This window comes from Achromobacter sp. MFA1 R4 (genome assembly GCF_900156745.1).
Taxonomy (GTDB): Bacteria; Pseudomonadota; Gammaproteobacteria; order Burkholderiales; family Burkholderiaceae_B; genus Achromobacter.
Genome location: NZ_LT707065.1, coordinates 449,124 through 475,641, shown reverse-complemented (window position 1 = coordinate 475,641; position 26,518 = coordinate 449,124). Strand labels below are relative to the sequence as shown.

27 protein-coding genes are annotated in these 26,518 nt (G+C 59.3%); 25 read left to right on the top strand and 2 right to left on the bottom strand.

Annotated elements, in window-relative coordinates; genetic code table 11:
- Positions 1-80: 80 nt before the first annotated feature.
- The 8 genes from BXA00_RS02150 (at position 81) to BXA00_RS02115 (ending at position 10,216) form a co-directional block, all read left to right on the top strand.
- Positions 81-1,721 (top strand): TraC family protein, encoded by a 1,641-nt coding sequence (locus BXA00_RS02150; RefSeq protein WP_076515813.1) that lies wholly within the window; start codon positions 81-83, stop codon positions 1,719-1,721.
- Entirely contained in the window at positions 1,658-2,560 is a 903-nt protein-coding gene (locus tag BXA00_RS02145; RefSeq protein ID WP_156902723.1) for a hypothetical protein, read from the top strand. Before BXA00_RS02150 ends, BXA00_RS02145 begins: the two co-directional genes overlap by 64 nt.
- A gap of 34 nt (positions 2,561-2,594) precedes the next feature.
- Positions 2,595-3,083 carry a hypothetical protein gene (locus BXA00_RS02140; RefSeq protein WP_054470933.1) on the top strand — a complete coding sequence of 163 codons (489 nt, stop codon included), beginning with the start codon at positions 2,595-2,597 and terminating at the stop codon, positions 3,081-3,083.
- Positions 3,084-3,650 (top strand): S26 family signal peptidase, encoded by a 567-nt coding sequence (locus BXA00_RS02135; RefSeq protein WP_054470934.1) that lies wholly within the window; start codon positions 3,084-3,086, stop codon positions 3,648-3,650.
- A gap of 46 nt (positions 3,651-3,696) precedes the next feature.
- Entirely contained in the window at positions 3,697-4,674 is a 978-nt protein-coding gene (traF, locus tag BXA00_RS02130; RefSeq protein WP_076515809.1) for a conjugal transfer protein TraF, read from the top strand.
- A 75-nt stretch (positions 4,675-4,749) separates the two neighbouring features.
- Entirely contained in the window at positions 4,750-6,174 is a 1,425-nt protein-coding gene (locus BXA00_RS02125; RefSeq protein ID WP_165601248.1) for a conjugal transfer protein TraH, read from the top strand.
- The gene (locus tag BXA00_RS02120; RefSeq protein WP_076515807.1) at positions 6,171-6,500 is read left to right on the top strand and encodes a hypothetical protein; all 330 of its coding nucleotides are present in this window, start codon (positions 6,171-6,173) and stop codon (positions 6,498-6,500) included. Before BXA00_RS02125 ends, BXA00_RS02120 begins: the two co-directional genes overlap by 4 nt.
- A 5-nt stretch (positions 6,501-6,505) precedes the next feature.
- Positions 6,506-10,216: a conjugal transfer protein TraG N-terminal domain-containing protein gene (locus BXA00_RS02115; protein ID WP_076515805.1), complete on the top strand. Its 3,711-nt coding sequence runs from the start codon at positions 6,506-6,508 to the stop codon at positions 10,214-10,216.
- A 117-nt stretch (positions 10,217-10,333) separates the two neighbouring features.
- On the opposite strand, the gene BXA00_RS02110 is transcribed toward BXA00_RS02115, so the two are convergent.
- Both BXA00_RS02110 and BXA00_RS02105 read right to left on the bottom strand, forming a co-directional pair.
- A complete protein-coding gene (locus tag BXA00_RS02110) occupies positions 10,334-10,942 on the bottom strand; it encodes a hypothetical protein (protein ID WP_054470939.1) in 609 nt (202 codons plus the stop codon).
- Positions 10,943-11,466: 524 nt separating this feature from the next.
- Positions 11,467-12,351: a DNA adenine modification methylase gene (locus tag BXA00_RS02105; RefSeq protein ID WP_076515803.1), complete on the bottom strand. Its 885-nt coding sequence runs from the start codon at positions 12,349-12,351 to the stop codon at positions 11,467-11,469.
- 454 nt (positions 12,352-12,805) lie between these two features.
- On the opposite strand from BXA00_RS02105, the gene BXA00_RS02100 reads away from it, so the two are divergent.
- The 17 genes from BXA00_RS02100 (at position 12,806) to BXA00_RS02010 (ending at position 26,481) form a co-directional block, all read left to right on the top strand.
- Complete coding sequence (locus BXA00_RS02100) at positions 12,806-13,321, top strand: hypothetical protein (RefSeq protein WP_054470942.1); 516 nt, start codon at positions 12,806-12,808, stop codon at positions 13,319-13,321.
- A gap of 1,540 nt (positions 13,322-14,861) precedes the next feature.
- Positions 14,862-17,402 carry a UvrD-helicase domain-containing protein gene (locus BXA00_RS02095; protein WP_083714144.1) on the top strand — a complete coding sequence of 847 codons (2,541 nt, stop codon included), beginning with the start codon at positions 14,862-14,864 and terminating at the stop codon, positions 17,400-17,402.
- Between the two features lie 380 nt (positions 17,403-17,782).
- On the top strand, positions 17,783-18,106 hold the full coding sequence (locus BXA00_RS02085) for a hypothetical protein (RefSeq protein ID WP_054470945.1): 324 nt from the start codon (positions 17,783-17,785) through the stop codon (positions 18,104-18,106).
- The gene (locus BXA00_RS02080; RefSeq protein ID WP_156902722.1) at positions 18,081-18,377 is read left to right on the top strand and encodes a hypothetical protein; all 297 of its coding nucleotides are present in this window, start codon (positions 18,081-18,083) and stop codon (positions 18,375-18,377) included. The genes BXA00_RS02085 and BXA00_RS02080 overlap by 26 nt, the downstream gene beginning before the upstream one ends.
- A 167-nt stretch (positions 18,378-18,544) precedes the next feature.
- On the top strand, positions 18,545-19,588 hold the full coding sequence (locus BXA00_RS02075) for a hypothetical protein (RefSeq protein ID WP_076515799.1): 1,044 nt from the start codon (positions 18,545-18,547) through the stop codon (positions 19,586-19,588).
- Positions 19,589-19,906: 318 nt separating this feature from the next.
- A complete protein-coding gene (locus tag BXA00_RS02070) occupies positions 19,907-20,323 on the top strand; it encodes a hypothetical protein (RefSeq protein WP_076515797.1) in 417 nt (138 codons plus the stop codon).
- Positions 20,323-20,637, top strand: coding sequence for a hypothetical protein (locus BXA00_RS02065; RefSeq protein ID WP_076515795.1), 315 nt, complete (start codon positions 20,323-20,325; stop codon positions 20,635-20,637). The genes BXA00_RS02070 and BXA00_RS02065 overlap by 1 nt, the downstream gene beginning before the upstream one ends.
- A gap of 2 nt (positions 20,638-20,639) precedes the next feature.
- The gene (locus tag BXA00_RS02060) at positions 20,640-20,867 is read left to right on the top strand and encodes a hypothetical protein (protein ID WP_076515793.1); all 228 of its coding nucleotides are present in this window, start codon (positions 20,640-20,642) and stop codon (positions 20,865-20,867) included.
- 64 nt (positions 20,868-20,931) lie between these two features.
- Positions 20,932-21,399: a hypothetical protein gene (locus BXA00_RS02055; protein ID WP_076515791.1), complete on the top strand. Its 468-nt coding sequence runs from the start codon at positions 20,932-20,934 to the stop codon at positions 21,397-21,399.
- Positions 21,400-21,409: 10 nt separating this feature from the next.
- Entirely contained in the window at positions 21,410-21,640 is a 231-nt protein-coding gene (locus BXA00_RS02050; protein ID WP_076515789.1) for a hypothetical protein, read from the top strand.
- 10 nt (positions 21,641-21,650) lie between these two features.
- Entirely contained in the window at positions 21,651-21,917 is a 267-nt protein-coding gene (locus tag BXA00_RS02045; RefSeq protein ID WP_076515787.1) for a hypothetical protein, read from the top strand.
- A gap of 115 nt (positions 21,918-22,032) precedes the next feature.
- Entirely contained in the window at positions 22,033-22,398 is a 366-nt protein-coding gene (locus BXA00_RS28665; RefSeq protein ID WP_156902721.1) for a hypothetical protein, read from the top strand.
- A gap of 98 nt (positions 22,399-22,496) precedes the next feature.
- Positions 22,497-23,144 (top strand): hypothetical protein, encoded by a 648-nt coding sequence (locus BXA00_RS02035; RefSeq protein ID WP_076515783.1) that lies wholly within the window; start codon positions 22,497-22,499, stop codon positions 23,142-23,144.
- Positions 23,137-23,382, top strand: a complete 246-nt coding sequence (locus tag BXA00_RS02030; RefSeq protein ID WP_156902720.1) for a hypothetical protein — start codon at positions 23,137-23,139, stop codon at positions 23,380-23,382. Before BXA00_RS02035 ends, BXA00_RS02030 begins: the two co-directional genes overlap by 8 nt.
- Positions 23,383-23,539: 157 nt before the next feature.
- Positions 23,540-23,944, top strand: coding sequence for a hypothetical protein (locus tag BXA00_RS02025; protein ID WP_076515780.1), 405 nt, complete (start codon positions 23,540-23,542; stop codon positions 23,942-23,944).
- 10 nt (positions 23,945-23,954) lie between these two features.
- A complete protein-coding gene (locus tag BXA00_RS02020; protein WP_076521750.1) occupies positions 23,955-24,872 on the top strand; it encodes a DNA cytosine methyltransferase in 918 nt (305 codons plus the stop codon).
- A 700-nt stretch (positions 24,873-25,572) separates the two neighbouring features.
- Entirely contained in the window at positions 25,573-26,481 is a 909-nt protein-coding gene (locus BXA00_RS02010) for a recombination-associated protein RdgC (RefSeq protein ID WP_156902719.1), read from the top strand.
- The last annotated feature ends 37 nt before the right edge of the window (positions 26,482-26,518 follow it).

The following is a 26,518-nucleotide window of genomic DNA, read 5'->3' as shown; positions in this document are numbered from 1 at the left end:
GTGCACCCTTCGCTGAGCTTGGCATGCCCGCTAGTCGGCAGCCTCGCGATCGCAATCATCCCCACCCCGGACGCCAGATAATGAGCAAGCTCAAGAAAAACCATCCCGCCGAGAACATCACGGTCACTGCGTGGGATGACTCCTCCAATATCCTCTACTTCGAATCCAAACGGTTGAAGGAGCGTTTCATTGGCGCGGTGGGTGTCACCTCGCCGGTGGTGGGAACCGACAACCAGTTCGTTGAGCGCCTTTCAGTATCCTTGTCTGCGAACCTTCCCGCGGGGTCCATCATTCATTGGGGTATCCTCGCCGATCCCGACATCGATGCCATTGTGGAGGGCTACCTCTCAGGGAAGGCCGGTGCTGGCGGCATATTGGCCTCGATGGCTCGCGAGCATGCCGAATACATAGCGTCAGGGACCACGCAGCCGCTCATTCCGACGAATGGAGTCCGGGTCCACAAAAAACGGCTTTTTGTGGGAATTAAAGTGCCAGTGACCGCGGCTGACGTCGCGGCCGACGATCTCGCACCCGCGACCGAGCACGTCACAGGGCTGTTTGACCGCCTGAAGACCGCGGGCTTTCATTTTCGTCTGCTCGACGAGGCGGGGTATCGGCGAATCGTTAAGAAGGTCCACAACCCCTGGGCTTCAGACGATGATTGTGTGGCCCCGTTGGACGAAGAACGTCCACTCAACGAGCAGATTCTTCCCAACTCGTTCTCGGTCGACTATTCCCAAGATCACGCGTCGATATCGTTCAATGACGGGCAGCATTTCGCCAAGGTGCTCAGCGTGAACAACTTCCCCCAGCGTGCGCACTCATGGATCATGAATGAGGTGATAGGCGACGCCAAGGGGCTCACCAATCAGATCCAGGAGCCCTTCTACCTGTCCTTCGTCATGCTTTACCCCGATCAGCAGGCGCTTAAGCGTAAGGTCGGCTTGATGTCGACGGTGATCAACAACCAGGCGTACGGGCCGACGATCAAGCTCTGGCCCGTTATTGGCTATAAGAAAAAGCGTATCGACACGCTCGTCCACGCGTTGAACGGCCGCGGTGAAATTGGCGTGCAAGTGTCCATGGCGCTTGTCATCTATTCGAAGAGCAAGGACCGACTTCGCTCATACAGCGAAAGCTTGTGCACTTACTACCGTGCGATCGGCGGTAAAGGAAAGAAGTTCGATATCCGAGAGGACAAGCGAATCCTGCGCACCGTATTCGAGCAGGCCCTCCCATTGAATGGGAGTGAAGGCGGGTTGCACCGTTCCTTCCGCCTGCGCTCCATGTCAGTTCCGCAAGCCGTGCGATTTTTGCCGATCTATGGCGACGGAACGGGGAGTCGGACCTCGTCAGGAACCCTAGTTCTAACACGACGTGGCGAAGCCGCGATGATAGACCCGCTGGCTACACCCGGTAATGCAAACGGCCTCGTGTATGCCGAATCTGGCAGTGGGAAGTCCTTTTGGGTGCAGGCGGTCGTCTCCGACATGCTGGCCTCAGGGGTGAAGGTGTGGATTATCGATGACGGCCGATCCTACGAGAAGCTTGGTCGGTCGCTGGGCCCCGATAAATGCCAGGTCATCACCTTCTCCAAGGAAAGCTTTCTGTCGCTCAATCCTTTCACATCAATTCCATTGGGGGGCTTCAAGAAGAGATGTCGCTGCTCTCGACGATCTTCACGAAGATGGCCGCGCCAAATGATGGGCTGGACGACGTGAAGCGGCCGATTCTGGAGCGCGCGATTACGGCTGCGTACATGAACAACACGAACGAGGCTATTCCCGAGGATGTCGCCAATTTTCTGTTGACGCAGCCTGACGAGTTGTCGCGGACGATTGGTAAGCAGCTATACCCGTTTGCCTCGGGCCAGTTTGCCCATTGGTTCAACAAGCCCTTCAACATCAACATGGACGCCCAACTCATCATTCTGGAGATGGGTGACCTGAAGCTTCTTCCTCATCTGCGGGACGTGGTTGTGCTTCAGATGTTTGCCGCGATCGCGCGCAGCCGACAGAAGTTGAAAACCCAGGGCATTCGAAATCTCTTGCTGGTGGAAGAGGCGAAACAATGGCTGCTGAATCCGATCATGGCGGAGGGCATTGACGAGTCCTACGCCCGCGCGCGTAAAGACCTTGGCGCAATCGCTTGCGTGACCCAGGGTCTGCTGGATATCGGCAAATCTCCCCGCGGAGACTCGATCCTCCAGAACACGGCGTGGCATGCGATTCTCAAGCAGAAGCCGGATCAGGTGCAGAAGGCACTTAATCAAGACCACTTTTCAATCGACGCCTATGGCGCGGAGCAGATCAACTCGATTCACAAAGTGGACAACGTCTACTCCGAGTTCATGTTCAAAGTCGACTCCGCATACGAGATCTACCGACTCGTGCGAAGCCGCTATTCGAATGTGATGTTCTCCACCAGCGGAAGGGAACGGACGGAGATCCTTCGCATGATCGATCAGGGTGTTTCGGCTGACGCTGCTATCCGCAGATTCCTCGACGAAGAGGCGCGCGGTGTGGTTTCCCGTCACGAACCCACTCTCACTATGGGCTGAGCCAAGACAACTCTTCTTTTGCAAGGTGATCGGAATGAATTTGTTCTCGTTTTTGTACGTGGCCGCCGGCGCGGCGTTGCTGTGTTTATTGGGATTGTGGCTGGTGCGGCCTAAGGCCATAAAGCCGGAATTCGCGATCGCGGTGTTCGTCGCGGTGGTAATTGCGTCAACTCTTGCGGCATGGAACCTTGACTCGGACGGCCCGCTGAGTGCTGAGACGGATTCCCCGCAAAGGACACGATCGACCGCTACGTCTCAAGAAATGGGCGGTGGCACGCCCGTCGTAGTGCTCGATGCGGCAGGGTTAGCTGAGCGATTCTATGAGAGGGCGTCGCTTGCCGGGGAGGTGAACTCTCCGGTCGATGTCGCTCAAGATTTCGCGGCGCAACTAGCTCGCGTCCTTCGCGACTACGAAGGTGCAGGAATTCTTGTGCTGAACAAAAATGCTGCACTCGCTGTCCCGCCCCTGGGGGATGTCACCACAGTCGTCGCCGAACGCCTGGGCTTGGGGGCAGAGAAGTAGATGACTTACCTGCAAAGCTCCTGGCGAAGAATCGCGGCCAACTGCCGCCAGCTGAGCAAGAACCGGACGGCAATATTGTTAACGCTGGTGGGCGCCGTGCTGGCGCTCTCGGCCCGTCCGGTAATCACCGACGCATTGCGCCAGAAGATGCACTTTGCTCTGGACGTGCAGGTGGAGGAGAACCGCTGCCTACCTCACACCTTCTACTTTGTAAGGCTTGGGCGTCCCGAAGGCGGGCTTACTCGCGGCATGTACGTCGAGTACATCGCCAATGGTGGACTGATGGGCCATGCCTTGGATGGACAGCGGATCATTAAGATCGTGGCCGCGCTGCCAGGTGATAGGGTTCGCGTGGACGATTCGGGCATCTCCATCAACGGGAAATTCTGGGGCCCGCTAGGCCTGTCCAGTCGGCTCGACGTAAGTGGGTTACGCATGCAGGGAGATGCAACGGTTCCAGGGGGCAAGGCGCTGCTGCTCGGCACCATGCCCGGATCCTACGATGGCCGGTACTGGGGATTCCTGGACCAAGACCAAATTATTGGACAGGCATGGCCCCTTTTTTAAATCAAAAAAGTATGATTTAAATAAATCATTTGTGGGACACCGTTAGATGTGTGCAAATCCGATTCTCAAGATATTTGCCGGGCTGTGGTTGTGCGCTGCGATCTTGCCGACCGCGGCGGCTGCACAAAACACAAGCTTTTATGACCGCAAGGGCGAAGGTTGGTTTTGGTACCAAGATCCGGAGTTGGAGCCCGAACCTGTAGACGAGAACCAGGTAAAGCAGCAGGCAACCACGCCACCAGCCGATCCCAAATCGCCCAAGGCTGTTGAGCCTCCATCCTACAGGCGGCAGGAGGTGGAGCCTTTTTCCGTAGAGTGGTTACAGAAGCAGATGCCGGTGCTTCTAGGTCGAGCAATTGACGACCCAACAAAGGAAAACGTGGAGGCATATCTATACGCTCAACGGGTGGCGATGGACAAAGCGCAACGGTATGCAAACCAGGTTCAGATGGTTGTGGCAAACGATCCGTATCTAGACGAAAACAATCGCGTTCCACTGTCCAGCTTTGCGAAGAAAGATTTCCTGCGATATCGAGGGGAAGGCCAAACCGAGGCGATGGAGCATCTCAGCAAGATCGGTGGCCTCTGGGTGTTCTTCGACTCGACGTGCGCCTTTTGTCCGCCGCAGGTCTCGGCTGTGAGGGATCTTGCCCGCGAATTCGGTTTCCTAACCAAATTCATTTCGATGAACGGCGAGGCGGTCCCCGGGCTTGGACAGGATGAGTTTGTCCCGAATGGTGGCCAGGCGCAGCGGCTAGGTCTGCGGCTCACTCCCACTACGGTGTTCGTGGTCCCACCGGACAACTACTACATCCTGTCGCAAGGGATGATGTCTCAGGATCAGCTTCGTGACCGTCTCATCGTCGCTGCCGACTACAACGGGCTGCTACCAGAAGAAATCCTGAAGAAGCTACGCGTGTTCGATCGCGGTGTGCTCAGTACCGAGGACATGAAGGCGGGAGCGGGCGACGACCCAGGTGAGTGGGTGCGCTATTTGAAAGAGCGGCTGTCGGGCCAGTACTAAAAGGAAAACACTATGAGGTTGAGACTTCACATGCGAAGGTCCGTCGTTCTTACGGCACTAGCCGTCGCTTTAAGCATGTCACCGGAGCTAAAGGCGGCCTCGCTGAGCTCTGAGCTGGATGGCATGTTTGCGAATGCGACCGCACCTGGGTCGTTTAACAGCCAGCTACGCAATGGCTTTGTCGGTGGGGGAATCGGTGTGCGCACTCCGGTTCGTCCGATAAACCTTATCGCGTTTGACCCGCCGAGGCTCGCTGCTGGATGTGGTGGCATAGATCTCTATGGTGGCTCGTTCTCGTTCATCAATAGCGAACAGCTGCAAGCCCTTCTTCGGCAAATCGCGGCGAACGCAATCGGCGTGGCATTCAAGGCGGCGATCGACTATATCAACCCTGCGCTCGGCAAGATCATGGGCGACTTTCAGTCGATATTGCAAAGCTTGATGCAGAACCTTCGCAATACCTGCGCTCTTGCCCACACCGTCGTGAACTGGGGAAAGCAGGCGTTGTTTGCTTCAGAGGAGTCGCTCTCCGCGGAAAACTCGGAAGGAAGCGGAGGCTTTGTCGACCGGGTGGCGAGCATCACCGATTCGGTCAAAGGCTTTTTCAGCAGCGCGAATCGCCAGTCGAAGGAGGCCGCGGACAAGAACGCCATTACGGAGACCGGAAATCTCGTGTGGAAAGCGCTGGGTAACTCTGGCGCGGCAGACGAGTTCGGCAATCTGTTGACGGGCGAGTCCACGCGAAAGGCGTCGAAGGAATTCGTCATGTCGCTTTCCGGTACTGTCGTTGTCGGAGCAGACTCCTCTGACAGCGATAGCGCAAAATCCATTGGCCAGGTTCGGGCGGGCACCGTCGACCTTTACAACATCCGTGATGGAGCCAAGGAGGGCCAAGCGAGCCGGCTGGAAATGCTGCGTTGTCCAGCTAGTGGATACAACGACAGCACGGCTGACCGGGTTCCAGATGGGCCGTGCACCACGGTGACGCTTGAAGCGGTTCCATCGTCTTTCACGGGAGTGAAAGAACACGTCGCGAAGCTGCTGTACGGTTCAACGCTTGGCGCGAAGGACCAAGTGTATGCGGATTCCATTATCGCGAAGATCAACAGTTGCGAAAGCACGCGGAACGAGTGCGGATTCACGGCGCAGCAGCGAGCTCTACTGAACGCGGTATCGGCGCCTCTCCTAGGCCTTCTGGTCGCAACCCAACAGAACACGGCATCAATGACTCAAGTCGCAAAGCAACTTGAGCCATTGATCGTGAACGAAATAACGATTTCGTATGGGGACGCTGCGTTGCGCGCCATCCGCCAAGCATTCTCGGGTAAGGACCAAACGACAATGCCGCCAGTGATCGAGGCTCGCGAACGGTTACTGAGCGACCAAGTCCGTCAGATGCGCGAGGAAAATGCTATCCAGTGGGACCGAGTGATGAAGGCGAAGGAGTACTCGGACATCCTGGTCAAGTTCAATCCGGCCATTTTCAGGAACTATCGATGATCCCGCGGAATTCCCTCGATATCGCCGTGAACGCGCCGGCGACAAGCGATTGGCTGATTCGGGTGCTGACAGTCGTACTCCCGCCAGTGCCCGGCGTCATTGCTGTCGCGACGTGCATCTTTTGCTGCGTAATGTTCGCTCTTTCCGGAGGAAAGGTAGGCGTATTGCCGTGGGCGGGCTTCGCTGGCTTTATCGCACTGGCCGTCTGGCTCATTGTGTACACGTCGCTTTCAACTGTGCTCGTCGCGTCGCTCTTGTTCCGGCGGCTGAGGTTTGGGGCATCAGTGAAGCGCGCCGTTTCGAAGAACGACGTCCAAGCGGATTGAGAACTATGGCGACCTTTACTACCTACCTGACCGGCCCGCTCGATATGTTCTATGCCACGCTCAATGGCGTGGCCATGGCGTTCAACGATACAGGCCTCATTACCGGCGCAGCGGTGCTTGGCGGGTTGCTCGCGATCGCCTCTGGTGCCCGGTTCCACATGAACCAGTACATGCCAAGCACTGTCAATCGAGGGCACAGCATCTTCGAGAGCGCTGTGATCATCGTGTTGGCGCTAACCGCTGCCGGATTGCCGATCCGCAACCAGCTGGTAAATGTGTATGACGGCAGTATTCGTGCGGTTGATAACGTGCCCGCGGTGCTTGGCATTCCGGCGGCACTCTACAGTCAGCTTAGCTACGGCGTCCTGGAGACCGTGGATACCTCGTTCTCGACGGTGAGCGGTAGCTACATGACTGTGGCGCAGAATGGCTTCGTTACCCCGCTTGCGCTGCTCTTCACCATGCGTGGCGGTTTGGAGAAGGCCGACCCGGCGATGGTCGCGACCTGGAAGAATTTCGTGCTTTATTGTTCGCCAAACTCTGCCGTCAACAGCACAGAGACGGAGCAGGTTCCCGACTATTTCAACTATCTCTTGGACAACTCCAAACGTGGTGGCGTGCTGATCGGATACATCAACTACGACGGCACTGGAAATATCGAAGCTGGCGTTGCAATGTCGTGCATTGAGGCGGCAGAAGCACTGCGATCGCGCGTCGATTTGCTTTTCGCCAATGCCAATCTATCCACGTCTCCTCTGAACACCCTCATTAATCAGAACATGAAGACTGCCAAGGTCGGTTTGGGAGCGGGCGGGCAATCTTCGTATACGGTTGCGGACGTGGAGAACAGCTACAACGCCCTGATGCAGCTTGGGGCAGGATGGGGCCAATCGGCGCAACAGTTTATGCTGAACGCGCTGCTTCGCAATGCAACCGCAGACACATATCGATGCCGCCTTGCTGCCACAAGCCCATCTGCATTCAATGAGTGCACCATGATGCAAAGCGACGCCATGGAGAAGTACAAGGTGGACGCGACGGCGGCTGGTAGCGGCTTTCAGAAGACGATGTTCACCGGCATGACGTATATGCAGATGCTGTACTACGCGTTCGGTGTCATTGTTTTCCTGTACGGCTTGATTGCGGGCGCCCGTTGTTTTGGAGCAATGGCGAAGTTCATGCAGTTCGGTGCATGGGTCTTCAGCTGGCTACCGTTCGCGGCCGTGATTAATGGGTTCATCCAGCTCACCGTGGTCGAGAAGATGGGCCAGTACGCGCTCAACGCGTTAACGTTGCAGAATTTCGATGCGGTGATGTACGACACGTTGAGCACCAACCTTGCATATGCCTCCGATCTAATGGCGGCTGTTCCGTTGCTGACGATGGCGATCATCTATGGCTCCCCGTATGCAATGGCCGGTATGGCCCAACGCATGTCCGGGCGGGACTACGTGTCCGAGGATAAGGTTGCGCCCGACTCCGTTAAGAACTCCGCTCCCATTCAAGTGACGCCGGCGTACACACAGAATATGCACGCCGGCGGCGCTTCGTCCTATGCGGCGGACCGACAGATTCAGGTCGGTAACGACCTTTCGGCCATGCAGCAGAGTACGTGGCAGCAGACTCAGCAGGCGCAAGCGTCAGTTGCTGATGCGATGGCCCAGGTCCACTCGACTGCTTTCGGGCTCAAGTCAGGCAGCAGTACATCGACTGCTGTACGGGACACAGTTGCCACGGGTGAGGAAAGCGCACAGATGGCCGCTCAGCAGACGTTCAAGCAGCGACTCATCGAGAGCGGGATGACGGAGCAGAAGGCAGATGCGATCTTCCGTGAGCAAAGCAAGAGCATTGGAACCAGCGTGGACGGAAAGCTGGGATTCAGCGCTCCGATGGTTGGCGGTGTGAGCGCAGGTCGATCGGTCAGCTGGACCGATTCGGATGGGAAGCGGCACACCGAGACTATCACGCAGCAAGAGTCGGAGAAAATAAACCGCGCGGCCATGGCCGCAAATTCATCCGCCACGACGATACGAATGGGAGCATTGTCGGACGCGGCTCATCAAGTGCAAAGAAGCGACGGCTGGGAATCAAGCGATGTGAGGTCGGCCACCGGATCGGTGACTGAGACCGTGTCACGCGCGCGCTCTGAAATGGAGACTTATGCGCGCACGGAGTCCGCTGGCAGTCGAATCGGTGCGGGCTTCACGTTGAGCCTCAGCCAGAACGGGCATTTGCTGGAGAGGAACGATTCGTATGCCCCGGTCAAGTCAACTATCGATGACCTGCATAACAAGCTGGTTGAGGCTCGTCCAGAGCTTCAGTCGGTGACCAACACCACCTATAGGCAACTCACCGACCAGGCTGGTTCCAATCGTGCCGGCTCCGAGGAATGGGCAAAGCTGGAGACGCTGCGGCAGTATGACCAGGGCGGGTACGTCCGCGCGGTCGACGTGATTGCAGGTGCGACTGGGATCGGCGCTGGTTTCGATGCCGGTGCGTTGCGAGGCGTCTCAGGTGACGTGCAGGCGCTCGCCCCGCCTGACGTAACCGGCCGCGTTGGGCCTGGCGGCGACGCCAGCTACCGGAGCGCCGGAGTGCCTGACACGATGACCGGGGACCAGTTGCGACAACAGCTGCAAAGTTCGAATCAAGGATCGACTATCGTGAGACGCGGTGAGACGCTGGAGGAAGCTAACCACGCTCGGTATGAAGGCCAGAACGCGGCGCCCGGGTCTCGTGCAGCGGATGTTGACCTGACGGGGCGGGTCATTGAAACTCTTTCGGGGGTTCCTGCTTCCGATCCAGTCGCACGAGCTCAAGCATACCTTTCGGGCCGGGCATTCGCTGATGCGCCGCCAGTGGACGGCCAGCTTCGTGGGGACGCCACGCCTATCGCGGGTGATCGTCAGAATGGTCCGTCCAGCGCCAGTCCCGTTCAGATGCCGGTAGCGGTGCCGGTGGCCGATGGGCAGCTTCGTGGAGACGCTGCGCCTATCGCGGGTGATCGTCAGAATGGTCCGTCCAGCGCCAGTCCCGTTCAGATGCCGGTAGCGGTGCCGGTGGCCGATGGGCAGCTTCGTGGGGACGCTGCGCCTATCGCGGGTGATCGTCAGAATGGTCCGTCCAGCGCCAGTCCCGTTCAGATGCCGGTAGCGGTGCCGGTGGCCGATGGGCAGCTTCGTGGGGACGCTGCGCCTATCGCGGGTGATCGTCAGAATGGTCCGTCCAGCGCCAGTCCCGTTCAGATGCCGGTAGCGGTGCCGGTGGCCGATGGGCAGCTTCGTGGGGACGCTGCGCCCATCGCGGGTGATCGTCAGAATGGTCCGTCCAGCGCCAGTCCCGCACAGACGCCGGCAGCGGTGCCGGTGGCCGATGGGCAGCTTCGTGGGGACGCTGCGCCTATCGCGGGTGATCGTCCGACTGCTCCAGCCAGCGCCACTCCAATTCAGACGACGACAATGGGACCATCGTCGGCCTACGAAGGGGGGGGAGGCCAAGTGCCCATGGCACGTAATCTCACTGCCGGAACAGAAATCGGTGGTGGGCTGGGCGCTGGCGCGGCCGCTGCGGCGCCTCGATCGTTCGAAAGAAGCGAGGTTGTCTGGTCCTCTGATCCGCAGGATGCCGAAGGTAGCTCGCCCAGTAGACAGGATGCGCCTGGAGGCCGGCTGTTTGACGGTCAGCAAGGTCGTAATATTCGACCCAAACGCGACTGACCCACCGCGGCAAGCATGCCCCGCAAACTGCGGGGCTTTTTTTTGCCTCCGTTGCGTTCACTTCGAGAGCGTGGGTAAAAAAAAAACCGACATCCAGGGGATGTCGGTATGTGCTGCTTATTGCCTCATGCGTTTAGCAAGATCCTCTTGAAATGCCTTTCGGCTGTCTTGCGCGTCGCTTCGAAACTGACCAGTCTTGGCTGCGATATCTTTGTCGCGGCCAAGCGCGGTGGTGACGAGAATGACAAGAAAAACTGCGACAAGCACGAGTCCTACTACCATGCCAAACTTCTTTTGCAAGGTATCGACCTTCGTGTTCGCGGTCTCTGCATGTAACCGCTGTGCATCAGCGTGCAGCCTTTGGGTCTCCGCGGCGATGCGTGGAACTTCTGCTACAAGACGAGATGCGTCTGCGCGGTGCTTCTGGCCTTCCTCGACCAGTTTGTTCGCCTCGGCGGTGTACTTCTTAGCAAGGGACGACCTGGCTTCGTCGACGAGGTCTTCTCGGGCGCGGGCCCGAGCGAGTGCGCTCTCGTCATCCTCCGGTTCTTTTGACGCCCGCGTTGATGCACGCGCCTTGCCGCCAAACGCAGACTCCGCGCCCACTTCAGTCACTGAACCGTGATGGAATCCCTCGGCTTCGGACGAAGCGAAGGATCCGTCCAAGGCAAACTCCCGCTGGGGGTCGATCTCTCGCTCTATGCTCACGTCCTTTGTCGCGCTCATTGGGCTCTCCTGTATTGTCGAATGTTACATCGGCGATATCCTAGTGGTCCTATGTGATCGGCATCTGAAGGTGGCAGCGGGGTTACAGTTGTTGGTGTGCCCAGCGGCCAGCAAGGTCTACAATCGGTGAAAATTCTGTTAGGAGGCCCATGTGGCTACCGTGCTGAAATACGTCGTGCGGAACGGTGCGACGTCGGAGGGTGTCGCGCGCGAGGTGCACCGATTGGTGGCTGACCTTGAAAGCCGGCACGCGACTGTATCAGTCGTCCCCCTTCCGAACAGTGACCTGGGAACTGGCGAAGTAGGCTACCTCATCATTGGAGCAGGGGATGCCGCAGCTCGTGCGCCTGAGTCTGATCGAGCGGAGGGGCTTCTTCCTCCTGACTTGCGTCACATGACGGGCGACAAGCTCGTTGACGACCTTATCGCTGCCGATATTTTCAGGTAAGTTTGCTCGTAGTTCCTTTGTGGTCCGGTACGGACAAAAAAATGCCTACTGACAAGTGTCAGTAGGCATTTGCCATTTAGGCGAGCTGATATACGCCGAGGGAGACGCGGACGAAAAACCGTTCGTCCTGGAGAACTTGGCGCACCTTCGCCTTCCAGTGGACATTCTGGCGGGACATCGCATAGGGCTCCATGGCCGCGTAGATCTGATCCAGTGGGACGGGCGAGCGACCGTGGAGCGCGCGCCGGACCGCGGATCGCCACGTCGCAGCAACGATGTTGTCGACCCGTCGTTGAATACGGACGAGCATACTGAACGCACGGCCGCCGGCTTTCCTAAACACCAACAGTTTTTCGTGGCCGATCCGCACGAAGGAATTCGCGTAGTGTATTCGGTCGCTGCTGCATTGGTGCTGGAGCTTAATGATCTCGTCCACTAGCCGGCCTGGTGCGATGCGTTCAACGAGCGAGGATAGGTTGTAGTAGCGTCCCTCTCGCCGTAGATTTCCCATCAGCACGCCGTAGTGTCCATTTGGAGCGCATGCGTCGTGGATGTTCATCAACGATACCGCCAGGGCTTCGGTGAAATCCGGCAAAGTCATTCGGCTCATATCGCTCGGGTGTGGCACATTCCCCCACTGCGAGCCGCTGTAGTGGATCATGTCCCAGTACGGAGGATGCCACCACACTGCTGCCGCATCTTCGCCCAGAAAGGCGCGGAAGTCGTCCCGGAGCAGATCAAAGCCTTGATGCAGGTCGGTGCCCTTGAAGCGCACGCGCAACTCGGCAGCCACGTGCGCGCTCGTGCCGCTGCCGATGCTCGGATCGGCAAACAGTCCGTCCAGCCTTGGAAGGTAAGTTTCAACGAAATCCTTGATGACGTGTCCTGAGCAGTTTCCGCGATAACGGCTATTGCCGTAGCTTCCTCTGTCCGGATAAGAGCAAACGGACGTTTTGAACATGAGTGATACCTCGACAAAATGGGTTGGGTTGGAATCCGATCCCAGCCAAGTCGAAGACATCTCGCGGTGGAGCGTCTGAGTTCCCTAGAGCGCCGCTCTCGGGGCGCCAAGCGCAGTGGCCCGAGAGCGGGAGTTTCGGGCGTAATCATGGCGTCGTTGACCCCGGGGGGGGACCCCGTCCCGCCGGTGAAGCAGGAGGGGGTGACACCCCTTTGGCGGTGTTGACCGTCGGGTTCTGCTGAGGCCGAGTCATAATGTGACGATCACATTGGCCAATGGTCATTAGTCATACTGCAATGGGAATTTCCTGCGGCAAATTCGCGGCCGGAATTTCGGGTCCGGGGGTTCCCAACACCCCGGTGAGGATGGCTAAATATTGCTTGGGAAAGGTCCTAGTACGGGAACGAGGGGGTCACAGTTTGCTTAACCTAGTAGGGACCCGAGGGTCCGTCAGATGAATACGTACCGAACAGCCGCCGACAACGCTGCGCAGCGGGTCGAAGACATGAGACAAGTGATCGTCCGCATAGATGATGCCCTGCGCAGGCTGGACCAACTGCTGGACGCCTTGCAGCCGGCGTTGCCCGGGAAGCTTCGCGTCGAATGGCGACTCGTGGGTGTCAGGGGGGAGGGCGAGGATAGAAGGACGTTGACGCCCCAGGTTGTTAAATGGCTGCGCAAGAACAACGAGAGCGTTTGGTGGTCGGTCGCGTTGCGGAAAGGGACTGCTTCCCGAAGCCGGCGCCGGTCCAAGGACTTCGAGGCCAATTCAGAAGCGGTGTCCAAGGTATGTCAGGAGGTCGATCGATTGCTCGACAAGCGCGCGAGGATAGGAACATTGCTGCAACGCTTCTCCTCTGGGGTTGGCGGGTTGTTGCCAGCCACATTGCATTGGCTCGACGAAATGGAGTCCATGCTGGATAAGATCCAGCGTCCCGCAGCAAATCCCCAGTCAAAGGGCGAGGTCTGAGGCGATGCCAACGGTGCATCAGTAGCCGGTCGGGCCTGCCCTCGTCGTGCTGGTCAACGGCGCCTGAGTTCTCTCCAGCTTTCACCACTTCAAATCCCCTAGCAAATTCCCTGGCAAATGCCCGCCTCTGCGAGGCGGTCAAAGGGCCTTTGCTCTTATGGGCGATTCTTCAGTGGTCTCTGCCGCGGAGAGCATGCGCACGTACGGATGCCTGGCTACGCTGACTCCCAACTACGCGACGTCCATACAAACAGGGCAGGCATTCTCTACCCATATGCTGATCGCTAGAGCTACCCATACCCCCACACAAAGGCACCACTCAGCGGCGCAGCGCTTTGATGGGGGTAGGCAGGTGCAGGCGGACACCGCTGCTTGGCCACAGCCTACTGTCACGGCTCTGCTGGCCTAGCCAAGGGCCTTGGCTTCCCCTTCAGCTTGGCGGCCCTATACGTTATGCTGTGCCAGCAGTCATCTGGCTATCCACCATTGATCACTGTCGTCTGTTAACGGCTTTCAGGCGGCTAGGCGTCACAGTGGCATCCCAGGGCATGCGTCCCGCTGCACGTGGGATACGCTGTTGCTGGATTGGATCGTGCCTCGGCAGTGGCGATACCTTCCGCCCCTTGCTCCTCTCCCGTCTTCCCTAGAAGTTCCCATTTTGGATTGCACATTCCAAAAGCTGGTTCTTGCCTGCTCGTCTTGGCCTCATAGGGATAATAGGTTATACCTACCCCGGCCCAACCTCCTTCTTTGTGCAAATGTGCTTCTTGGCGTCCTGTAGTCAGGTTTCCCTTGCCCGGCAAGGGGAAAAGATTTCTCTCGGCCCTGGACCTGCTTTTTTTGCCCGGTGCTCCCTGTTTTGCACTTGCGCGGGTTGGCGACAATTGTTTGTGCATCGAAATCGATTTAAGGCGTCGTCGGGGAAGGGGGTATGCAACCCCCTTGGGCGTGCGCGGAACGCCCCGCCAGGCTTGCGATATCCGCTTTGGCGGGCGTTTGAGCGGGGGGGCTCGGGGTGTGGCGGTCCACCAGCATCACGGGCACGTCGACGGCGCGAAGCGGCGTTGACACTGGCGTAGCCAGTCAAGATATGGGATTGGGATTGGTAATGGGATTGGGAGCTTTGCCTCGGGTTCGAGCTCGGATTTCAGCAAAAACCCGGATTGAACCTGCCGCTATCCCAGGACAAACCGGCTGGGTTTTTGCTGGGTTTTTGATCGGGTATTTGAAGCGGGAAGAGGCATGGATGAGGGCGCTTGATCGGCCTCTGGCGCATTCGTGAAAGCCGCTGGGATAGTTTTCGAAACCCACTGGGTTTTTTACGCAAGGCTGGAGGAGGTAGTGATTGGAATGCGGGAAGCCGGTGTTCCTGCGGGTTTGGAGTAGGTATCCAGACGGATACCCGGGTGAAACCCAAACAAAACCCATCGGGTTTTTTACGAGGGGGCGCGCGTAGCGCCTGAAGGATCGGACGTGGGCGAGGCGGCCCATTTGGACATCAAAACAACCCAGCAATAACCCGCCGGGTTTACAGGAGGCAATGTTGATTTGGTTGGAACTCAGCGCAGCTGCGCTTGCCCTTGTGGCTATTTGCGCCGGGGGCGCGTACTTCTGGAAGGATCGCACCCGGAAAGAGCCTCAGCGGGTCGAAAAGCGAACTGCGCCGCGAGCGCAACCTTTGGCGGGGAGTTTGGGAGGGGAGCGGGGCGCACAGTCGCCTACGCCGATCGTCGCTCCTGTGGTGCCTCCTCCTCCTCCTCCTCCGCCACCCCCGAGCTTGTTGGCAGCCGAAAGGCAGCGCGAAATACGGGCTGAACTCAGTCACCGACTCGAACGAGCAGGCCGAGCCCTCCCCTCGGATGAGCAATGGAAGATGATCCTTGCGCCATCGACATGCGTGCGCGTGGCGGCCGGGGCTGGCTCTGGGAAGTCGACGACGCTTGCGCTACGCGTCATCGTGCTTCGCTATTACCTGGGGGCGGCCTGGGACGAGATCACGGTCGTCACGTTCACGAACAAGTCGCGAGACGATTTCATCAAAAAGCTGCTTTCTAATGCCCAGCTTTTTGAGCCAACCATCAGCAAGCGGCTGATCGAAGCGAGGGTACGCACCTTTCACTCGCTCGCGTTCCGCCAAGCGCGGGCGGCAGGGCTGAACGTCAACACCGCGGACCGGATACCGAAAAAATCCCCTGTCAAAGACCCGCACATGCTGGACGGCGCCGGCGAACCGGGGGCGCCAACTGATGATGATGAAGAGGACTCGCCAGATACGCCGTTCGCGCCCATCGCCAAGCTCGATGAGCTGCCGGTTTTGCCCGAGATTTTGCGTGAGGTGGGCGGCAAGTTGCTGGGTGCCGACCCGGCCTTCAAACAGGCGGTCATCGGGCTTGAAAGGGCCTTTCTGTTCGCACAGCCCAGAGCCGGGGACGCTGAAAAGCGGGTGCCGCGTGTCAAGCTCAACCAAGCGCGCGATGAGGCCCGGACGCAAGAAATTTACGAACTATGGTGCGAGAAATACCGGTCCGAGCTCGATGCAAGCGGAATTGCGTTCAAGGTCGAACCGTTTTACTTGGGTAGCAACCCAGCATATGCCCGAGCAAATCCGGCCGCCGGCCCGTGGTATTCCAACGCGACTGTGCCCAGCCTGGCGGCCCCAGGCCAGCCGGCCCCGCGCGTAATTCTCGGGATACCACGAGAAGTGGCCGAGCTTAAGCCGCCCCGACGATTCTCAACCGGGGGCGACACGATGGCCATGGCCGTGACTTCCGCTTTTAAGGTTGGATATCTGCAAGATATCCCGGCGACGATGCCCATAATCTGGATCTCAGAGCCCGCTCAGCTGGCGCACCTTGCCGAGCAAGTCCGATACTCCTTAGGAGCGTTCCACGGCTTCCCACAGTTTCAGGTGCAGCTTGAAGGGGAGTTCCAACCTCGCTGGGTGTTGGAGGCATTCTGGGCAGAGGCTCAGTTCATTCAATGCCTCGGGCTCGATGTCGCAAAGACCTGCGTCAAAATCGCGCCCGCGCTCAAAGGCGTGGACAGGCTGTTCGTGGACGGGCTGGCCCGTTTCTGGCCCGCGTTTACGGAGGAAGTTCATGCGAACGGCATGACGACGACGGGCGAGGTGTTTGCGCAGCTTGGGGGCGCCGCAGGCATGGCGCGGCTGCCAGCGGACGCCTTGCGTAACTCCCGTCATCTTTTGATCGACGAGTTTCAGGACATCTCCTTGAATTTCGTGAAGTGGATCCGCGCTCTCCGCGATCGACAGCTGGCGGCCGACCGGAGTTCGAATCCGAAGCTGCCCAGCTCGTTTATGGTCGTGGGCGATGACTACCAATCGATTTATGGCTGGCGTGGAGCGTCGCCCAACTTCTTCATCGACTTCGCAAAGTACTTCTCGCCAGGGTTCGAGCCGAGCCAGCTTGTCTTGTTGGCGAACTATCGTTCATCCTCTGAAATCGTTCAGACTGCCGAGATGATGCTTGAGCGCGTTGCTTACAAACTTCGCAAGCCGCCGGCGGTCGCCAAAGGCCCGGCCAAAGACTTTGGCATGCCCGTGAGCATGACAAAGGTCGACGACGCCGCGGATTATCGCGCTCTCGCTGGACTGGGTGCGGACGGTATGGTGATGGCGAGAACGAACACAGTCCTCGATGAAGTCAAGCCCCGCACCCCACGTTGCCAGTACCTCACCATTCATGGCGCCAAGGGCCTGGAGGCCGAGCATGCCGCGATACTGGGCGACGTTTCCGCTCCTGCTCCGCATCCCATTCGCACCCAGTTGTACAAGCTGGCGGGATTGGGTGACTACGATCAATCGCAGCGAGACGAAGCGCGTAGGCTGGTCTACGTTGCGATCACGCGTGCCATGCACACGGTGAACTGGGCGGTCGCTAATCCGCGCCAGGGCAGCCTGTTTGAGGAGCTCGACGGGCTCCTTCAAGCCCGTTCCAAAGCCCCGATCAAATCCTCTGCTTCAAACCCCGGGCAAACGCTCGATCAAGCGAGTGCTAGCCTGGCGCAGGCTCGCGCCCATCTCGAACGAGCGGGCGTCAATACTGGAAATGGAGGGCATTGATGAGCGCGACGACAGCACAGGAGACGGAAGGCTTCGTGCGCATCAAGTACCAGCGCACAGCTGCGGTGGCCGCAGGGGGCGGCAGCGCTGGCACCAGGCCAAGCTTTGTGTCCATGGACAAACTGCTTTTTGACGTTCTTGTCCGCTTAGTTGGCACCGAGGCCGCGGCGAGAGCGAAGATCAAGGCCTGGGCAAAAGAAGAGTCTGGTCGATTCGCGCCGGGGGGCGCTTCGGTGTCCAGGATGGTCCAGCAGAGGGTATATGCCCTCATGCTCACGCGTCTCCCCGCGCGAGGGGCGTAGTTACAAGCGCTGGCGGACAATGGCCATGAGGATCCTCATAATAGGCAATAGTTGCCTATATGTAGCGAGGGTGTTTTCATGGCCAATATCAGGTATTTCTACGACCACGGCGCAGATACTGTCGCGTTGCAAGGACGCGGAATGTTCGGCATGCCCAATGCCGAGTTCGCTGCCAAGTTTCCGGGCGTCAAGGGAATCCGTTATGACGGCTTTTCGATGCGGGTTGCATATGCCGTCGCCGGGGGCGGTGACCCGCTGCCGGTAACCCGCATGATCGAATACAAGGCTTTCCCGTCGCGCCATGAGTGCGATGCGCGGTGCATGACCGCCCGAGGAAAGGTCATGCGCTGCGAGTGCTCATGCGGTGGGAAGAATCATGGCAAAGGCATGTTCTCTCGATGACGCGCGGGTGGAGGCGCTGCGCGTGCGCCGCCACATTCTCAGTACGGGCACCCAGCTGGCCTACATCGTGCAATGCGCCGGGCGCTCGTATGCATTCGACGTGACCGATGAATGCGTCTGCCGACCGCGTGAAGTGTCGCCTCCCTATGCCACCCGGTTCGCGCGGGACATGGCGAAGGCGATCGCGGCTCGTATGAACGACGGACGAAACCATCGCGGCATTGCCGTCAACGCAGTGGAAGCGCTGGATGCATTCCTATCCCGGCCTTAGTGCATAGCGGCGGGCCTATTCACAGCGCAAACCGACATGCGCTTTGCGCTATGCACATTGCCCAAGCGCAGCGAAACAAACGAGTATCCAGGTAGGCAACCATTGCCTATATCATTTCACTGTACCGGCGTGCTACGCCGAACAGATGCAACTCACCTGGAGGTCATATGTCGCAATTGGGTTTTGATCTTGGTGCTGCCGAAGAAGTCTTTCGCGCAGCCGCTCCCGGAACGTGGCTGGGGGAAGTTCTGCCCCTGGAAGACGCGATTGTCCGGCTGGAGCAGGTCGTCGCGCAGGGGTTCGATGACATTCCTCAGGCGGTCCGCGCAATGTACGCAGAAGGGGTGGAATGCCTGCTAAGCGAGCTTCGCCGCGAAGACGCTGTGTTCGGCCTCCTGTGCCGTGATCGCTCGCCCGCAATTCCCCTGGACGCGGCAGAAGATGCGATAGCCACCTTCGAAGAGCATTGTCGCGCGGTGATGGCGCAGCCGGGAGCGCACCCCCGCCAGTGCGCGAAAAGCCGCTTTGCAAGGCACTACAGCACCACGGCGTTGCATTGCGACGGATTCGGCAGCCTTGTGCTGACCCGCTGGGGCGAGACTCGCCATGAACTGGTGTTCCACATGGGGCGCTCTTTGGTCTTCCTTGATAGCTACCGCGACCACCTGCAACGCCACAAAGTGCCCATGCAGATATGGGCCCCCGCGTATAGCGCGGACAAGATCGCCTACAGCCCTAAGGGGCCGGCGGGCGTGGCGACCTTCAATTACGGCGGGCGAGGGTACGTCAACGACGGGATGTTCCACTGCGGGGAATACAGCGAATGCGAGGGATGGTCCTTCGTGCCGCTGTCGCAATGGCAAGGCGAGACCTTCACCTATGAGGAGCAATGCCGTGCCTGGGATTCTGGGGCGCTGGAGCGGGGAGACCGGCGGGGCCTTGTCGTCAGCGTAAGGGGCGTCAAATGCGTTCTCGACGGAGCTTTGGTCTTCTTTGACGACACCGGCTCCTACAGCCTTGCGCGTGCTATCGCCGAGAGCGCATCCGACGAGGACGACGGTGAGGACTATCCGGACGACGATGAAGAGGGCGACTTCGACGAGGAGGAAGAGGATTCTCCGCGCCAAGGGGAGGATGCCACGCGCGAGGATTGCGCAGCGCCGCGCAAGGAAGAAGAGCAAAACTCTGATCTCTTGCTCTGCTTGATGTGATGGCGCGGGGGCGGAGGTGCCCCCGACCGAGCCTGCCGCCGTCGACCCCTTTTCCTCTTGCCCGGTGGGTACGTGTGCGCCCTAACGTGCCCACGAGCAAATTCGCCCCATGGTCGCCACGGGTACGGCACCGCGCAAAAGGAAAGGCAGCGGCCAGCTGCGACCGCGTGCCGGGGTAAGTAACACTTTGCGGTCATGGTAGGCAATAGATGCCCATATAATGTTTGGGAGGTTTAAATAAACCATCGTCAAATGTTAATTTTTCGGGGGGTTGCCTGTAGGTCGCCCGCTGGCATCCCGCCCACAGGAGCATCCGCCATGATCCTTATCTCGACACTTCGAAAGATGCGAAACAAGCCCGTGTTTGTGGTGACCGTCCCGGCGCATACCCGCCAGGTCGGCAGCCTCCCGCCGGTCAATGTTGCAAAGGTCCGCGATGGTTTCGCTACGAAGAGCCAAGCCGATAAGTTCGCTTCGGATAACGACCCGCGCCAGGGGGGGGCGGCTGAGTTTCCAGTGGTCGCGCGCATGCCGGCTCATGAATACGCTGCCAGCTGCGGCTTGCCGCTCCCAGGAGCCGCCATGGGCGGCGGCTTGGACGCCGCGCTGGCCGAGCTGATCGAGCGTGTGGCAAGCGGGGAAGAGTTTCCGGACGCATGCGGTCGTGCCGCGTCCCGGTTCGCTGTTTGCTACGACGCGCTGCGCGCAGCCTACGACGAACGAGAGGAAGCCTGATGGACCGGAACGCAGAAGTCCAGAAGATGGCGTCGCAGTTTGGCCTCGATGCGAACGCCCTTCATCACCTTGTGGCTTTCCTCCGCGCAAGTCACGCTCGCCATAGGGAAAGCGGAGAGATCCCGGACGCGATGAGCGCTGCGGAGCAAGAGGCGTACATCCGTGCGGGCGTGGTCGCGTGGCGAGATCACACCAGCGCGCTCCTAGAGGAGCTGCACGACGGCCAGAGCGATCGCGCCAAGGCTTTCCGCGCCGAGCTCGTCGTCGGGGTCTATGACTCCATTCGCAGCAACATCCGAAATCCGCAGGGCTGACTATGAACTCAGACAAAGCCGAAGGCCGCGCCGTCACGGCGCGCAAGAAGGCGGCCTTAGTCGCTGCCAAGAAGCTCGATGCGGCGGCGGATGCGGTCAGTGCTTTCGCGCTGGCGTGCGCGATGTGCGCCGATGCGTCCTCGCCCCGTGGAGACGACGACGGCCGTCGTCTGCTCGCGCAGAACATGCGCGAGTACGCGGGCCACCTGAGTAGCGCTTACGACAAATAGCACGGCCTTCGGGTGCCAAGGTGTTTGTGATCGCTTCTAGCGGTATTGGCAGAAAGGAAAAATCATGGTGATTGAAAAAGGCAGTAACGGTCGCTGGTTCGTCGATGGGGAGCCGGTAGTGGTACAGACCACCCGTTATCCAGACGGACTGATGTACCAAAGCGCAAACATCCCGGACGAGGATGTAGAGGCGCTCATCAAAATGCACACCTTCGTGGGCGTCCAGAATCAGCATGGCGAGCGCGTGGAGCTTTCGTTTGACATGGACGGCTGGTCATTGTTGGTAGAGGACGTAGGTGAGCAGCAGGACGATGGAGGGAGCAGGATCGAGACCGAGGACCGTATAGGCGGCACCTACCGCGAGGACGTGCCCGGCGGGATGTTCGGCGACCGTCTCAATCGCGATCGCCGGTATTGGCTGGCATGGGCGACAGTGTCCCGGGAAACTCAAGGCGATTGTCTGCCCGGGATCATGGACGACTTCGGCTCGCTCGTGCCCGTCCCGTCGCCTCGTCGTCAAGCTCAGCTTTAAAGGAAAGGCCGTGTCTACCGCATACGAGCTCTTGATGTCCTGCCCCGACGACCAGATCACGCGAATGAAGTTGGTATGGAAGGCCGTCGCGGCCGGTGAATGGAAAGAAGCGGCTCATCATCTGCGCAATGCTGCCAGCGAAGGCGAGTCTTCCTGGCACGGCCATTGTGGCGAGTTGGCCGGACAGTACGACTGCAAGGTTTCCATGCAAAGGGTCCCCGGCCTGGACAACCAGGCCTGACAGAGAAGGAATGACCATGGACGTAAAAGTTGGGCGCACCTACCGCGCAAAGCGGCCCGCCGAAAGTGGCGGACTGGTAAACGATCGCACGGTTCAGTGGATCGGATCCGTTGGGCAAGTGCAGTACGACGGGCCTGCCGTGCGGCGCGGCAGTCGATACCCCATCGTCAGCCGCGCGGCGTTCGAGGCGTGGGCCGATCGCGACGTCACCAATGAGTTGCCCACCGGCGAGTATCAGGATTGGGCCGACTATCGCGCTTCCCAGCCTTCGGCTTAGCTCAGGAGCTTCGTGCATGAACAAGATCAAACCATATACCTGGATCGTCCGTTTTGATGTGGCCCCCGAATGAGTTGCGGACGGGTTCAACCTCACCGACGAACGAGCGCTCCTGTTGCTCGCTGGTGACCTGCGGCATGCCGACAGCAGCTTCGAGCTCGCAGCGCGCGTGCTGGCTGCGCCTGCCCCCCTGCGAATTGCACGCGAACAAGGCTATGGACCGAAGCACAACGGTGCAGGAGGGGCAGTGGCCGAGATTATGAGCGGTGCGCCTCACGCGTATTCGGATGTCCGGAATCGCTCTGATGTAACGGTGGACAACGCCATAAGCGCAGCTATCGATTTGCTCAATAGCGTTGCCTTTGTGCGTGATGAGAACGACAACACTGGGGCGATCCTTGCAAAGCTGCGGGACGCGCGGGCTCTACTGCGCGGAGACGATCCGATCTCGGAAATCCAATGGCGCCCTGTGCAGGACTAGCCGCGTAAAGCTGGGATGCCGGAGAACTGGGGGCGCTTCGCCGCCTTTCGGAATCAACACTTTGGGAGAGCGATTTGCAAACGAGTTTGGATAGTTCGATGTCTGCGCTTCGGCGGCGTCTGGCGCAGGCGGAACTGAAGCTAGCCATAGCAAAGAAGGAAGCGACACAAGCCCAGCGGAAAGAGGATCGAGCGAGCGAGGTGGTTCGTGCGTTGCAGGAAGAAATCGCGTGGGTGCAGCTGCGGCAATGGGGCAGTACGCCGGATCTGGCCGAGCTTATGAGGTCGGATGGAACAGGCGGCATGGTCTTCTACAAGCCACTCAGCGCCATCGCAGAGTCGTGGGGACTACATGTCTTCGGGACTTGGAGTGACACAAAACAACTCGTCCTTAGCTTCGGGCTGAACCGTGCAGAGCAAGGGGCCATTGAGCGCGTGGAACAGGCTATCAATTACTTCGCGCCCGCCATGAAGCGCATAAAGGGAGGATGGGTGCGATTCTCGGTGAGCCACCCGCAGCCCGAGGCGTGCGCGTGGGAACTGCGTTATGCGCCGAAGAGCGGGTGTGCGCGGCTTGCCCGTCTCGTGTATGGAGCTGATGACAGCGTTCTGGATTTCGCTTCGCTACGTGGAGCGCTGGAGTACGTTGAACAGAACCTCTGGCTGGAGGACATCATCGATGCACCACCGACAGCTGCCCTGGAGTACGTCATAGCTGCGGAAGGGGATGGAGGGCGGCATGGATGACCGCAAGTTGGGCCCGGTTCACTTCGCGGGGGCGCTCACCAATGGCTGGCTGCGCCACACCTGCCGGTTCAAGGTCGTCGACCTTGGTCCGGGTGGTACCCAGAGCCGCGAAGTGGTCTACAGGGCCGATTTTCTTGAACAGGCTCAGGAGGCGTATATCGCGACCTGCGAGGCGGCCGGGATTGTGCATGGCACCTTGCGCATCTTCCGGTGTGCTGATTGGGCCGCATACGCGTAAACGATTTCGGTACACAGTCCTCGCGATGACCCTATTGCCGCGCGATGCCTGTTACAGGCTATGGTCTTGGTAGGCAATTGTTGCCTATATAATTACAGGGTGATTTAAATAAAGGCACGAAGAATGTAAAGTCTGTGCCGCGACCCTGGAGAAAGTAATGCTTGAATCCGGAACGACCATCCCTGCTTGCCTAGATTCCCTGCTGAACGTGCAGCGCCAATGGGTGAACGATCAACTCTGCAATAACGACGTTTCGAGCGACGAGGAGATGTCGCAGTTCTTGCAGGCCGAGGTGGGCTTGAACACCGACCAAGTGAAGTCTGTCATGGCCTATCGCGACAGTGCCTTGGCGGACCCCTTTTTTCAGCTGTTTCCGTTCGAGAAGGTGACCGAGTTCGCGGGTTGTGCGGCGCGAATTGGCGAGCCGGTTTCCAAGGGACTCTTTCGGGTGGAGGTCGGTCATCGCATCTGGGTCGACGCGGCCGCTGAGGATGCTGAACGCGCCCGCGAAGTGGTCCAGGCTGCGGGCTATGCCGTGCGTTCCGTGCGTGTCGCTGTTTGAGGTGACGATCATGGAGACCGCGATCGATTGCTTCGCAGGAATGGGCGGAAACACGGAGGGGGCGCGGATGGCTGGCATCAAGGTCACGTGGTGCGCCAACCACTGGCGTTCCGCTGTGGATACTCATGCAGCCAATCACCCGGACGCAGCGCATATCTGCCAGGACGTTCACCAGGCCGACTGGACCAAGGCTCCGGCGCACGACCTTTTCATGGCCTCGCCCGCGTGCACGGGGCACACACCTGCACGGGGTAAGGACAAGCCACATCACGACGCGGCGCGAGCCACAGCATGGGCAGTAGTGTCGGCCGTCGAATGCCATCGGCCGCCTTTCGTTCTGGTGGAGAACGTGCCGGCCTTTGCACAATGGGCTCTGTATCCCGCATGGTGCGCCGCTATGGCCGCACTAGGCTATACGCTGTCACCGATGATTTGGGACGCCGCGGACTGCGGTGTGCCGCAGCATCGAAAGCGCCTTTTGATCGTGGGGACGCGCAGCCGACATCCCATCCAGCTGGACTCCCCGAAACGTGAGCATCGTGCGATCGGTGAAGTGATCGACTTCGCGGCGGGAAACTGGTCACTCGTGCAGCGTCCTGGCCGGTCAGAAAAGACTCTCGACCGAGTTCGTAACGCGAGACGCGCTTTTGGCGAACGATTCGTGATGCCCTACTACGGTTCCGGGTCGGGATTGACCGGGCGCGCGCTCGATCGCCCCTTGGGCACCGTTACCACCCGCGCACGTTGGGCGGTCGTGGACGGGGACAGGATGCGCATGCTCACGATTGCCGAGAACAGAGCGGCTATGGGCTTCAGGAAGGATTACATCCTTCCAGCGAATCAAGCGGTGGCCTTGCACATGCTGGGCAATGCGAACCCGCCGCCGATGGCGTTCGAAGCGATATCCGCGCTCCGGAGGGCTGCCTGAGCAAATACACGGGGGGCGCTGGTCGAAGGCTGGCCTCCCTGGTCTGAGCCGCTTCAGTGGCCGGAACAAACCTTTCTTTGCCGGGTCTCGCCTGTTTGAGGGGCCGCGTGCGCCATCCCCGGCGAAACCTGCTGTTTTGTGTGCGTGGAGGAAAAAGCGTGAAACTCACCAAAGCAAGTTGGACCTCCTTCGATTTCATTCATGCGGTGGAGTTGATTGGCGTAGGCCAATCGCAGGTTCTGACGTCGACAAAGCGCTTGTCCCGCATCGAGGGCTTCGCTCTGATGTGGAGTTTGCGGTTGATATTTGGCGATTGCGATGCGGCGTCGATCGGACGGCTGCGAGGGGCGCTTCACGTGTCGCTAGACCATTGCATGCGCGAGGTTGAAGCACGTCGTTTCCGCTTCGTTGCGCGATCGACATACGTCTATTTGTCGGGGCTGTTGGCGGCGTGGAGGCGCGCGGGAGTGGAGTCGATGTACGTGGCATACCGGGAGCACGACGGACGCGGGCGCATGCTTGAATTGATGGCGAGGTTGGCAGAGCTCCACGGCGTCGGGGTATGTGCGGCTGAATCGAGGCAGCGCACTCTAGCCACCAGGACCGCATGGCGGCGCGGGCATTGGCTCTTCTGGTACGTGCGCGCAGTTTGGAGCGAAGCGCGGTCGACTCAGCGAGTATCGCAACCTGGACGCGTTCGATGAACCATATCTTCTTCAAGAATGCCCATCTTTACAGAGCGCAGGAAGACATCGCCAGTTCCACCGAAGTACTGGAGGAGCAGCTCGGCCGGCAGGCCTTCGCGATGCCTGAAAGCGGGCGTGAAGGGCGAGGTTGGCTTCGCGCTGGCGCGGGCAAAAGTAGGGCCCGTGACGTGGGGGGCAACTGGCTTATACGTATGAGGACGGCTAAACGAATCCTACCTCCCGCTGTGGTGAAGCAGCGTGTTAAGGAGGTCTCAGCATTGATCGAGCATCGCCAAGGGTACAAGCCTGGGCGGAGACAGTTGAAGGACATCAAGGACCGTGTGCTGGAGGAGCTTCTTCCGAAGGCGTTTCTTCAAATGCGCGATACCGATGTATGGATCGATCGCCGTAATGGTTGGCTGGTTGTCGATACTGCTTCTTCGAAGCGCGCGGATGAGGTGTTGTCGCTTCTCAGCAAGACTGTCGACCCGTTTGCTGTCGAGCCGTTGCAAGTCCAGACCGCGCCAGGTCTGGCAATGACAGAGTGGGTTCTCGAAGGGGAGGCACCCCATGGGTTCTCGATTGATCAGGATGCAGAGCTGCGATCGCGGGGGCGCGGCCAGGGCGCAATTCGATGGGTGCGGCATTCAATCGAGACCGTCGACGCCAGAAGGCACATCGAGCAAGGCAAGCAATGCACGCAGCTGGCGATGACGTGGGCCGATAAAATCTCGTTCATGTTGACCGAGGATCTGACTTTGCGCCGCCTGCGGGCCCTGGATGTTCTTAAGAAGGATCTGCCCTCTGATGGGCGGGACGATGAAGAGATGTTCGACGCGAGCTTTGCTTTAATGGCGGGCGAGTTAGCAGGATTGCTCGCCGCATTGACGAATTGTTTGGACGGCTGCGACTTCGAAGACTGAAGCTGGCGCGGCCTACAAAAGTCTGGTCATCTCGGCC

Bases quoted from the DNA above. Each gene is read 5' to 3' on its own strand.
- BXA00_RS02065 (WP_076515795.1), top strand. From the start codon at position 20,323: ATGGACCGGAACGCAGAAGTCCAGAAGATGGCGTCGCAGTTTGGCCTC.
- BXA00_RS02070 (WP_076515797.1), top strand. From the start codon at position 19,907: ATGATCCTTATCTCGACACTTCGAAAGATGCGAAACAAGCCCGTGTTT.
- BXA00_RS02020 (WP_076521750.1), top strand. From the start codon at position 23,955: ATGGAGACCGCGATCGATTGCTTCGCAGGAATGGGCGGAAACACGGAG.
- BXA00_RS02055 (WP_076515791.1), top strand. From the start codon at position 20,932: ATGGTGATTGAAAAAGGCAGTAACGGTCGCTGGTTCGTCGATGGGGAG.
- BXA00_RS02095 (WP_083714144.1), top strand. From the start codon at position 14,862: ATGTTGATTTGGTTGGAACTCAGCGCAGCTGCGCTTGCCCTTGTGGCT.
- traF (WP_076515809.1), top strand. From the start codon at position 3,697: ATGTGTGCAAATCCGATTCTCAAGATATTTGCCGGGCTGTGGTTGTGC.
- BXA00_RS02010 (WP_156902719.1), top strand. From the start codon at position 25,573: ATGAACCATATCTTCTTCAAGAATGCCCATCTTTACAGAGCGCAGGAA.
- BXA00_RS02145 (WP_156902723.1), top strand. From the start codon at position 1,658: ATGTCGCTGCTCTCGACGATCTTCACGAAGATGGCCGCGCCAAATGAT.
- BXA00_RS02030 (WP_156902720.1), top strand. From the start codon at position 23,137: ATGGATGACCGCAAGTTGGGCCCGGTTCACTTCGCGGGGGCGCTCACC.
- BXA00_RS02060 (WP_076515793.1), top strand. From the start codon at position 20,640: ATGAACTCAGACAAAGCCGAAGGCCGCGCCGTCACGGCGCGCAAGAAG.
- BXA00_RS02135 (WP_054470934.1), top strand. From the start codon at position 3,084: ATGACTTACCTGCAAAGCTCCTGGCGAAGAATCGCGGCCAACTGCCGC.
- BXA00_RS02100 (WP_054470942.1), top strand. From the start codon at position 12,806: ATGAATACGTACCGAACAGCCGCCGACAACGCTGCGCAGCGGGTCGAA.
- BXA00_RS02025 (WP_076515780.1), top strand. From the start codon at position 23,540: ATGCTTGAATCCGGAACGACCATCCCTGCTTGCCTAGATTCCCTGCTG.
- BXA00_RS02035 (WP_076515783.1), top strand. From the start codon at position 22,497: ATGTCTGCGCTTCGGCGGCGTCTGGCGCAGGCGGAACTGAAGCTAGCC.
- BXA00_RS02150 (WP_076515813.1), top strand. From the start codon at position 81: ATGAGCAAGCTCAAGAAAAACCATCCCGCCGAGAACATCACGGTCACT.
- BXA00_RS02115 (WP_076515805.1), top strand. From the start codon at position 6,506: ATGGCGACCTTTACTACCTACCTGACCGGCCCGCTCGATATGTTCTAT.
- BXA00_RS02075 (WP_076515799.1), top strand. From the start codon at position 18,545: ATGTCGCAATTGGGTTTTGATCTTGGTGCTGCCGAAGAAGTCTTTCGC.
- BXA00_RS02085 (WP_054470945.1), top strand. From the start codon at position 17,783: ATGGCCAATATCAGGTATTTCTACGACCACGGCGCAGATACTGTCGCG.
- BXA00_RS02125 (WP_165601248.1), top strand. From the start codon at position 4,750: ATGTCACCGGAGCTAAAGGCGGCCTCGCTGAGCTCTGAGCTGGATGGC.
- BXA00_RS02045 (WP_076515787.1), top strand. From the start codon at position 21,651: ATGACCATGGACGTAAAAGTTGGGCGCACCTACCGCGCAAAGCGGCCC.
- BXA00_RS02140 (WP_054470933.1), top strand. From the start codon at position 2,595: ATGAATTTGTTCTCGTTTTTGTACGTGGCCGCCGGCGCGGCGTTGCTG.
- BXA00_RS02105 (WP_076515803.1), bottom strand. From the start codon at position 12,351: ATGTTCAAAACGTCCGTTTGCTCTTATCCGGACAGAGGAAGCTACGGC.
- BXA00_RS02110 (WP_054470939.1), bottom strand. From the start codon at position 10,942: ATGAGCGCGACAAAGGACGTGAGCATAGAGCGAGAGATCGACCCCCAG.
- BXA00_RS02120 (WP_076515807.1), top strand. From the start codon at position 6,171: ATGATCCCGCGGAATTCCCTCGATATCGCCGTGAACGCGCCGGCGACA.
- BXA00_RS02080 (WP_156902722.1), top strand. From the start codon at position 18,081: ATGGCAAAGGCATGTTCTCTCGATGACGCGCGGGTGGAGGCGCTGCGC.